The organism is Monashia sp. HAY1-2A, assembly GCF_056755315.1.
Window position 1 is genome coordinate 1 of record NZ_JBNDHY010000282.1, and the last position, 1922, is coordinate 1922.

Annotated in this window: 1 protein-coding gene; it reads left to right on the top strand. The window is 72.3% G+C overall.

All coding sequences use genetic code 11. The features are described 5' to 3' along the window. Positions 1 to 376 precede the first annotated feature (376 nt). On the top strand, positions 377 to 1922 hold a 1546-nt coding region (locus ACPYOM_RS21775; RefSeq protein WP_481347556.1), incomplete at its 3' end, for a glycosyltransferase family 2 protein.

A 1922-nucleotide genomic window follows, 5' to 3' on the forward strand; every position in this document is an offset into this window, starting at 1 on the left:
CAGGCGCGGATCGAGGCGACGTTCCCGATGCGTGACGGGCGGTGCTGCGAGCGGGTCACCGCCGCCATCGAGGCCCTCGACGGCGTCACGGCCGAGCCCAAGGGGGCCGTGGTCGCGGACGCAGCGGAGCTGAGCCCGGCGGGCTGACCACACCCGCCGGGCCGCACCCGCGCTACGCGTCACGCGGTCCGCATCCGGCGCTCCGCCCGTTCGACCCGGTCCTGCGCCCGGCGCGCCCGGGGCCGTTCCTCCGGGCGGCCACGGGGGCCCGGTCTACCATGTGGCGGGTACGGCCGCGGCTCGGGACGCGCGCCCCGCACCTGCCTGCGGGACCGTCTCCGGTGGTGGCTCGCCTCATGGTCGAAAGGGACGGGACGTGGTCGCAGCGAGGGCAACGGGAGCGGAGCGACCGGCAGGGGTCGATGGATCCCCCGGACCGACCTTCTCGGTCGTCTCGGCCGTCTACGACGTCGCCCGCTACCTGCCCGAGTTCTTCGAGTCGCTCGAGAAGCAGGACTACGACCCGTCGCGCCTGCAGGTCGTCGCGGTCGACGACGGCTCGACCGACGACAGTCTCGGAGTCCTCCGCGCGTGGGCTGGGCGCGCCCCGTTCGAGGTCGTCGTGCTGACCCAGGAGAACGGCGGGCAGGCCGCGGCACGCAACGCGGGCCTCGAGCGTGCCACCGGCGACTGGGTCACCTTCACCGACCCGGACGACACCCTCGACGCGGGTTTCTTCTCCGCGGTCGCCGCGTTCGTCGGGCGCCACCCCGAGGTGTGCTTCGTCTCGGCGAACATGGTGCTGCACCTGGAGTCCACGGGCACCCTCGCCAAGCATCCGCGGGCCAAGATGTTCGCGGCGGGCGACACGCTCGTCGACCTCGACACCGCCACCTCCTACATCCCGAACAGCGCCACGTCCTCGGTCCTGCGGCGCGACCTCGTGGGGGACCTCCGGTTCAACCACCGGCTGCGTCCGAACTTCGAGGACGGCGACTTCGCGGCCCGCTACCTCATGGCGGCTCCGACGCGTCGCACCGGCTTCCTCGCGTCGGCGAGGTACGTCTACCGCAAACGCGCCGACCAGTCCTCGACGCTGCAGACCGGGATCTCGGCCACGGGCCGCTACGGCGTCGTACCACGCGAGGGCTACCTCGCGTTGCTCGTCGACGCCAGGGAGCAGTGGGGCGCCGTCCCCATGTGGCTGCAGAACACCATCCTCTACGACCTGTCCTGGTACTTCTCGTCCGAGGACGCCATGGCCAGCTCGGCGTCGGCCATCGACGGCGAGCTCGGCGCCGAGTTCCGCCACACCCTGCGCGAGATCGCCGACCTGCTCACTCCCGACGTCGTCGACTCCTTCGGCATCCGCAAGCTGCAGCCGCACTGGCGCGACATCCTCCTGCACGGCCTCGCGGACACCTCCTGGCACACCCCGTACGCCGTGACGGACCGGTTCGACCGCGCCACCAGGGTCGTGCGGCTGCGGTACCGGTACGTCGGTGAGGCGCCGTCGGAGCAGTTCCGCTTCCAGGGCGTGCCGACGGCTCCGTTGCACGCGAAGACCCGCCGGATGGACTTCTTCGGCGCGACCGTGATGTGGGAGCGGGTGCTCTGGGTCCCGGCCGGCGGCACCATCGAGCTCCTGGTCGACGGCGTGCGGCTCGACCTCGCCGAGGAGTGGGAGGGTGTCCACGTCCGCGCGCTGGGAGCCAAGGCGCTCGCCGACCGGTTCCGCAAGGCGCAGCAGGGCAGGCGTCCGAGCAAGCGCGAGGCGGCTCGCCGGCTCAAGGTCGACCCGGTGCGGCTCCTGGCGGCGCGGCCGCAGGTGCGCAAGGTCTTCGCGGACGCGTGGGTGCTCATGGACCGGATCCACGACGCGAACGACTCGGGCGAGATCCTGTTCCGGTACCTGCGCGATC